The organism is Ureibacillus suwonensis (assembly GCF_042655065.1).
Taxonomy (GTDB): domain Bacteria; phylum Bacillota; class Bacilli; order Bacillales_A; family Planococcaceae; genus Ureibacillus; species Ureibacillus suwonensis.
Genome location: NZ_JBHSNQ010000151.1, coordinates 1 through 7,237, shown reverse-complemented (window position 1 = coordinate 7,237; position 7,237 = coordinate 1). Strand labels below are relative to the sequence as shown.

Below are 7,237 nucleotides of genomic sequence, written 5' to 3'. Positions count from 1 at the left end.
TTGGTCCGCTCGACTTGCATGTATTAGGCACGCCGCCAGCGTTCGTCCTGAGCCAGGATCAAACTCTCCATAAAAGAAAATTTGATTAGCTCAAACTTTTGTCCGTATCCAATCCGTCAACGAGGGTCAACGAATTGGAAAATTTATAACATTAACGTTTCGGTGTTCAGTTTTCAAGGTTCATAAGACAAAAATGGAGCGGGTGATGGGAATCGAACCCACGACATCAGCTTGGAAGGCTGAGGTTTTACCATTAAACTACACCCGCATATTATTATTTGATTTGAAATAACGCGCATTCAATTGGTGCGGCCGAGAGGACTTGAACCTCCACGGGGTTGCCCCCACTAGGCCCTCAACCTAGCGCGTCTGCCATTCCGCCACGACCGCATTTATCGGTGGCTTTATTAATTATACATATCCATTTGGATTTGTCAATTATTTTTTAAAAAAATGAGCCATGAAGGACTCGAACCTTCGACCCTCTGATTAAAAGTCAGATGCTCTACCACTGAGCTAATGGCTCATATTTAGTTGGCTGGGGTACCAGGATTCGAACCTGGGCATGACGGAATCAAAATCCGTTGCCTTACCACTTGGCTATACCCCAATAACTTGTAATGGCGGTCCCGACCGGGATCGAACCGGCGATCTCCTGCGTGACAGGCAGGCATGTTAACCGCTACACCACGAGACCGTAAAAACAAGATGACCCCTACGGGATTCGAACCCGTGTTACCGCCGTGAAAGGGCGGTGTCTTAACCACTTGACCAAGGGGCCATGGCTCCGAAGGTAGGATTCGAACCTACGACCAATCGGTTAACAGCCGATTGCTCTACCACTGAGCTACTTCGGAATAATGATTTTATTTATCGGTTTTCCCTGCCGACTTTTATTATTATAATGACTGTCTATATAAAAGTCAACAACTTTTTTCATTTATTCATTCGGAAAAATCTTTGATATTCCCCATATTTTCTAAGCATTATTATAAAGTATATCTTGCGACAACGCTAATTAATTTACCACGAAAAATTAATGTTGTAAAGTTAATTCTTCTTAAATTCGCTCACTTTTTTTAATGGCCCTCGGCAAATGCCGCAACTATATTTTCTGACATCCATTCTTCGCTTTCGTATGTATTGTTGATGGCAAGTTGCACATTCGTACAGATGCACCGTTTTGTGTTTCCGATAGCTTTCTTCAATTCTGGAACAATATCTCGGTGCCCCGACTTTTGCCATTAAATTTCGGAAGTCTTTATCCCGGTGTTTATACCCTTTTCCTTGAATATGAAGATGATAATGGCAAAGTTCATGAAGTATGATGCCCCTCAATTCTTCCATGCCAAAGAGTTCATATGATTTTCTGTTCAATTCAATATTATGGCTTTTCAGCAAATACCGGCCGCCAGTCGTTTTCAATCGGGGATTAAAATATGCTTTATGTAAAAAACGGCGCCCAAAGTATTCCAAAGACATTTGTTCCACTAATAGTTGAAGTTCCTGATCCGTCATTTTCTTCACCATCTTTTTTCTCAATATCATAAATAATATTATCTGCAATAATGTTAGCATACCAAAAATAAGAGGTGCCTAATTTGTTAGACACCTCACCTTTTAACATATCAAGCAATGTGAAAACGGACATTGATTTTTTAGTTTGCTTCTTCATTTCCAACGGTTTGCTTTTCCGGCGGTATCATTGTTAGAGCAATCCTTCCTTTTTCGATCTCCACTCTCTCAACCCAAACCGTCACAATGTCTCCCAATGAAACGACGTCAAGGGGATGTTTGACCCTTCCTTTTTTCAATTTTGAAATGTGCACAAGGCCGTCCTGTTTCACACCGATATCAACAAAAGCTCCAAAGTCAACAACGTTTCTGACAGTTCCTTGCAATTCCATTCCCGCTTTCAAATCTTCCATTTTTAATACATCTGTTTTTAACAGCGGTTGCGGATACTCATCACGGGGATCCCTCATCGGCTTCATTAATGTATCAACGATATCTTTTACCGTAATTTCGCCAACGCCCAATTGCTCGCTTAACTGATTAATGTTAACGTCGCTTAAAGTCTGCTCACATTTCTCGGTGCCAATATCATTTTTGGATAAACCGCAAAGTTCAAGAATTTTTTCCGCTATTTCATAACTTTCCGGGTGAATTCCCGTTGCATCGAATGGGTTTTTGGCGTCTGGTATGCGCAAGAACCCGATCGCTTGTTCATATGTTTTCGCGCCAAGTCTTGGCACTTTCTTCAACTGGGTGCGGGATGTAAATTTCCCATTTTCGATGCGCATTTTAACTATATTCTCCGCCACTGTTTTCGAAAGTCCCGATACATATTGCAATAGTGAGCTCGATGCGGTATTTACATCCACTCCCACTTGGTTTACGGCCGTCTCAACAATAAACGACAATGATTCCGCCAGTTTCTTTTGGGATACATCGTGCTGATATTGGCCTACACCCACCGCTTTTGGATCAATCTTCACAAGTTCGGACAGCGGATCTTGAAGACGTCGTGCAATGGATACGGCACTCCGCTGTTCAACCTGCAAATCCGGAAACTCTTCCCGTGCAATTTCGGAAGCGGAGTATACGGAAGCTCCTGCTTCATTGACGATGACATAAGATACATCCCGATCCACTTCTTTTAATACATCTGCAATAAATTGTTCGGTTTCCCTTGATGCCGTACCATTGCCAATCGCAATGATATCAATGGGATATTTATCTAGCAGCGCCTTTACTATCGCTTTCGACTCTTCCACTTTCGATACAGGCGGATGCGGATAGATTGCTGACACTTCCAGCAATTTCCCGGTTTCGTCCACAACGGCCAATTTGCATCCAGTCCGATAAGCAGGGTCCACCCCAAGCACAGTAATGCCGCGCATTGGCGGTTGCAAAAGCAAGCTTCTCAAATTCTCTGAAAAAATATGGATTGCTTGAGCCTCTGCCTTTTCTGTCAACTCATTACGAATTTCCCTCTCGATGGAAGGTTGGATGAGCCGTTTATAACTGTCTTCAATCGCTTCTTTTACCGGTACAATTGAAGGGGAGATTGATTTTGATGGAATCCATTCTTTCTCCATGATTTGCAGCGCTTTGTCCAATGGTACATGAATGGACACTTTCAACACTTCTTCTTTTTCTCCCCGATTGATGGCGAGCGTTCGATGGGGAACGATGCTTCTGACTGGTTCTTCGTATTCGTAATACATTTCAAATACTTTCTTCTCATCTTTTTCCCCATCTTTTACGGAGGTAGTAATAATCCCTTCCCTCCATGATAGCTTTCTAAGTAAATCCCGGACTTTGGCATCATCAGAGAATCGCTCCGCCAAAATATCTTTGGCTCCATTGATGGCATCCTCCACCGTCAATATTTCTTTTTCTTCGTTCATGAATGGACTTGCCAGAGTTTCTATCGGATCCATCCCAAATTTCATCAATTCATCCGCTAACGGTTCAAGCCCCCGTTCTTTTGCAACGGTCGCTTTCGTGCGGCGTTTTTGTTTGTATGGACGATATAAGTCTTCCACCCGCTGCAGTATTGTAGCTGCCCGGATTTCAGCGGCCAGTTCTTCCGTGAGTTTTCCCTGTTCATCAATTAACCGGATGACCTCTTCTTTTCTTTGCTCCAGTTGTTGTACGTAGTGATACCGTTCTTCAATTGATTTAATTTGCACTTCGTCAAGGGAACCCGTTGCTTCTTTACGATAACGGGCTATAAACGGCACGGTGTTCCCGTCTTCCAACAGCTTGATGACCGCCTCCACTTGGGATGGTTTCACATTCGTATCCTTTGCGATCAATTGAAACATTTGCTTTTCATCCATTTTTCCACAGCCTTTCTACGTTACAGCCTTCCGATATAATAATCAAATTTGGAAATAGACAAGGTTATTGTAACATTATCATCTCTGCTGTACTAGTGAAGATAGCTGTCATACGCATTTTTGCAAAAAAAATAATAGCCTACTCCAAAAATAAACGAGCAGGCTTGTCCACAATCTATGAAACTATCAAATTGAAACGCTACTGTTTGTCGCAATGGCACTTTTTAATTTTTCAATCGCCTTTCTCTGGATTCGGGAAACATGCATTTGAGATATTCCCAACATTTCACCGGCTTCTTTTTGACTTAATTGCTCCAAAAAGGTGAGTTGAATGATTTTCTTCTCCCGTTCGGATAATACATTGATGATTTCGGAAAAGACAATCCTTTTGTTGGTCAGTTCATAGCGATCATCTTCCTGTCCAATCATATCCAATAATGTCACAGTGCTTCCGTCCGTATCCGATTCGATGGAATGATCAATCGATAAAGCTTGATAGTTTTTGCCGATTTCCATCGCTTCCAATACTTCTTCCACTTCAACGCCCAAGTATTCTGCGATTTCGGGTATGGATGGAGAATGTTGCAACTTAATCGTCAAATGTTCAACTGCTGTTTTGATCTTCGGTCCCAGTTCTTTTATGCGTCGTGGAACGTGCACATCCCAAGTTTTATCCCGCAAAAAACGTTTGATTTCACCTATGATTGTAGGGATGGCAAAAGCCTCAAATTTTTTTCCGAGAGAAGGATCGTAGCGTTTGATTGCCCCCAATAACCCTAACATCCCTACTTGATACACATCATCATAGAGAGATTTTCCGTACGAATATTTTTTAGCAATGGATTCCACTAAATCTTCATAATAAAGGACTATCTTTGTCAGAAGTTCTTCATCTTCGTTTTTTTGATATTCAAGGATGTCGGAAATGACTTCTTCTTCAGGTCTAAGTGATTGGGATCTTGTGGACATTTTCATTCACCTGCTCTCTTGCGACAAATTTCGTCATGAAAACAGTAACTCCACCTTCATTGTTCACTCTCACCTCGTCCATTAAAGTTTCCATTAGATAAAAGCCAAGTCCACCTTCGCGTAAACTTGAGATATTTTCATCTTCCCGATATGGTCCGATTTTTGATTTAATTTCCTCAAAATTAAACCCATTGCCGTAATCGGAGACCATAATTTCCATTTTGTCCTTGTACAATGCGCATCCGATAACAACTTCCCCCTCATCCACACCTTGATAGGCGTGCTGCACCACATTTGTGACCGCTTCGCTCACCGCGATTTTCATATCTTCTATTTCATCGTACAAAAAACCTAATCTGGCAGCTAATCCGGAGATTGTTAGACGAATGACGCTTACATATTGCGGTTTAGCAGGTATTCGAATTTCTACATAGTCAAATGCACTCATTTGCAGGTTCCACCTTTTTATCAGTTTCAATATCCATTAATTCACTCAGCCCTGTGATTTCAAAAAGTCTGGCTAAGCGACCAGATAGGCGTACCAACTTTAAATTGGCATTTTCTTTCAATACCTTCTTATAAAATGCAACAAACACACCCAATCCTGTACTATCCATATAAGTAACCTTTGATAAGTCCAATTCAATGTTCATGTTTTCCTTGATCGAAATAATATCCAGCTCATCTCTTAAAATAGGAGCCGTGAAAGTATCAATTTCCCCTTCTATAATTCCATAAATTCTATTTTCCTCTTCCCGAAATTGCACGTTGACATTCATCCAGGACACCTCCAAATTGACTATAGTACCTTTCCCAAAATTCTTAGTGATTAAACCTGAATATATATTACCTTTTAATATTTTTTAATAGTAACAATCGTAAAATCATCCGCCAATTGAAAATTATGCAATTTATTCAAATTTTCAAATATCTTGTTGCACATTTCCTGTGCGCTTAAATGGCTTAACGATTTCGCCAGCCTTTTGATATAGGCGCGGGAATCAAAATTGTCCATATTTCTGAATTCTGTCACCCCATCTGTAATCAAAATGATAAAATCGTTTTCTGATAGATGAATGTCTTTTTGGGAATACTTGATTTCAGGCAATACTCCCAGCAACAATCCTTTGGAATCCAGGTCTGAAAAAGTTTGATCTTTAGAATTATAGTAGAGTGCAGGCTCATGGCCGGCTGAACCAAAAGTGAAGATATCGTTCTCCAAATCATACCGGCCATAGAACATCGATACAAACATGCTGTCATCGACACTTTTTTCGATGATGCGATTCAGCACTTCAAGTACATAAGATGGGTTATTGTTTGCATATTCCAACGTATCCAACCCATATTTCACCATGGACATGCACAGTGCTGCCGGCACACCTTTTCCAACCACATCTGTCACCGCAACACTGAAATAGTTTCCGTCATCATGCATAAAATGGACATAATCCCCATTCATTTTCCGGACCGGCACAGAAACCATTCCGATATCGAGTCCATTTGGTTTTGGAATTTTCGTTTCAAGCAATAAATTTTGGATTTTTGCCGCTATTTCCATTTCGATCCGGATTTCTTCCTGCTTTAATAATAGACTTTGGTGTTCCTTCAGCTTGAGCCCAAAGTGAACCATCACTTCGATTAAAAAGTCGAAAGAATTCGAAACGGATTCAGGAAGGTTTGGAACGATATTTTCCATCGATTGTTTATGAATGCTGACCAAATCTTCCGGTGAAACATTGCTTCTCATTAATTCCCGCACCAGATTTTGGCCAATATATAAATTGCTCTCATTTTGATTCAACAGATAATCTGACAACACTTTTTCGTACTGAACTTTCAATTCTTTCAAGAAGAATACACTCCCCTATTTCACCCACTTTTCAATCCTGATGACAGTTCCTTTACCGATTTCCGAGTTGATTTGTATTGAATCCATCAATCGCTTTACACCTGGAAGTCCGGCGCCTTGACTGCTTGATTTTGCATAACCGTCTTCCAGTATTTTGTGGGGATTCGCAATGCCTGGACCATTATCTATCGCTGTTATGGCAATCCCTTTTTGCCCGTCTTTCTCTATTTTCTCTACAATAATTTCGCCTGTGGTGGCATATAAATATATATTTTTTGCCAATTCACTGGTGGCAGTGGCGATTCTCGCCTGATCAACAACTCCAAATCCGATCTCTTTCGCCATATAGCGACTTAATCGACGTGCAGCAACAATATCTAATTCTGTCACAATCTTTACTGTCGGGTGATCTCTCATTTTTAACACCCCCATTGATTTTCCCGTATTGTCAAAAATTACTTAATAAAACTTACGTTTTTGTTGGTATAACTAGTTTTATATAAAAAAAACTTGCCACCCCCTTAAAATTAGGGTATTTATGAGGTAACCACACACTCAAAAATCCCTA

The 7,237-nt window shown here is 40.8% G+C and carries 7 protein-coding genes, 7 tRNA genes and 1 rRNA gene; all 15 read right to left on the bottom strand.

All coding sequences use genetic code 11. From position 1 onward, the window contains the following. A 16S ribosomal RNA gene (locus ACFPOH_RS11680) occupies window positions 1–74 on the bottom strand; the annotation flags it as partial. Window positions 75–194: 120 nt separating this feature from the next. Then, a tRNA-Gly gene (locus ACFPOH_RS11675) sits at window positions 195–268 on the bottom strand. A 36-nt stretch (window positions 269–304) separates the two neighbouring features. Continuing rightward, a tRNA-Leu gene (locus ACFPOH_RS11670) sits at window positions 305–390 on the bottom strand. Window positions 391–454: 64 nt separating this feature from the next. Beyond that, a tRNA-Lys gene (locus tag ACFPOH_RS11665) sits at window positions 455–526 on the bottom strand. 9 nt (window positions 527–535) lie between these two features. Next, a tRNA-Gln gene (locus ACFPOH_RS11660) sits at window positions 536–610 on the bottom strand. An 11-nt stretch (window positions 611–621) separates the two neighbouring features. Then, window positions 622–697, bottom strand: a tRNA-Asp gene (locus ACFPOH_RS11655). A gap of 12 nt (window positions 698–709) precedes the next feature. Continuing rightward, window positions 710–781 (bottom strand) — tRNA-Glu (locus ACFPOH_RS11650). A gap of 1 nt (window position 782) precedes the next feature. Further along, window positions 783–857: transfer RNA gene (locus ACFPOH_RS11645), tRNA-Asn, on the bottom strand. A 193-nt stretch (window positions 858–1,050) separates the two neighbouring features. Beyond that, on the bottom strand, window positions 1,051–1,518 hold the full coding sequence (locus ACFPOH_RS11640; protein WP_390309777.1) for a SprT family protein: 468 nt from the start codon (window positions 1,516–1,518) through the stop codon (window positions 1,051–1,053). A 140-nt stretch (window positions 1,519–1,658) separates the two neighbouring features. Further along, on the bottom strand, window positions 1,659–3,848 hold the full coding sequence (locus ACFPOH_RS11635) for a Tex family protein (protein WP_390309776.1): 2,190 nt from the start codon (window positions 3,846–3,848) through the stop codon (window positions 1,659–1,661). A 186-nt stretch (window positions 3,849–4,034) separates the two neighbouring features. Continuing rightward, window positions 4,035–4,817, bottom strand: a complete 783-nt coding sequence (gene sigB / locus ACFPOH_RS11630; protein ID WP_342471223.1) for an RNA polymerase sigma factor SigB — start codon at window positions 4,815–4,817, stop codon at window positions 4,035–4,037. After that, window positions 4,792–5,265 (bottom strand): anti-sigma B factor RsbW, encoded by a 474-nt coding sequence (gene rsbW, locus ACFPOH_RS11625; protein ID WP_342471075.1) that lies wholly within the window; start codon window positions 5,263–5,265, stop codon window positions 4,792–4,794. The genes sigB and rsbW overlap by 26 nt, the downstream gene beginning before the upstream one ends. Beyond that, entirely contained in the window at window positions 5,252–5,596 is a 345-nt protein-coding gene (locus tag ACFPOH_RS11620; protein ID WP_342471074.1) for an STAS domain-containing protein, read from the bottom strand. Before ACFPOH_RS11620 ends, rsbW begins: the two co-directional genes overlap by 14 nt. A 74-nt stretch (window positions 5,597–5,670) precedes the next feature. Then, window positions 5,671–6,669, bottom strand: coding sequence for a PP2C family protein-serine/threonine phosphatase (locus ACFPOH_RS11615; protein WP_342580543.1), 999 nt, complete (start codon window positions 6,667–6,669; stop codon window positions 5,671–5,673). Between the two features lie 15 nt (window positions 6,670–6,684). Beyond that, window positions 6,685–7,086 carry an anti-sigma regulatory factor gene (locus tag ACFPOH_RS11610; protein WP_342471072.1) on the bottom strand — a complete coding sequence of 134 codons (402 nt, stop codon included), beginning with the start codon at window positions 7,084–7,086 and terminating at the stop codon, window positions 6,685–6,687. Window positions 7,087–7,237 lie beyond the last annotated feature (151 nt).